Here is a 226-nt window from a genome sequence, read left to right as displayed (position 1 = left end):
ATACGTTTTGGGTTCAGTCAACTTTCAGGGTTAACGACATTAGGGACAACACTTGCAGGTGAAGTGTTTGATGAAGCTCAAGGAATATATCTTTATTCTGAAGGGCATAACTCGATGTTGATGCTACTCTTTGGGGTATTCTGTATCTTTGTCATTATAGGATTCTTTGCAATCTACTTCATGAGTGTACGAGGCGCAATTGCGAATCAAAAACTTATTGAAGAAG

The 226-nt window shown here is 38.5% G+C and carries 1 pseudogene; it reads left to right on the top strand.

Going from position 1 to position 226, the window contains the following annotated elements:
• Positions 1 to 226, top strand: a pseudogene (locus LJE08_RS14635) (sugar ABC transporter permease); the annotation flags it as partial.

This window comes from Holdemanella sp. DFI.5.55, from assembly GCF_020593575.1.
GTDB classification, from domain to species: Bacteria; Bacillota_I; Bacilli_A; order Erysipelotrichales; family Erysipelotrichaceae; genus Holdemanella; species Holdemanella hominis.
The sequence above is the reverse complement of the archived record's forward strand: the minus strand, read 5'-3'. Positions and strand labels throughout refer to the sequence as shown.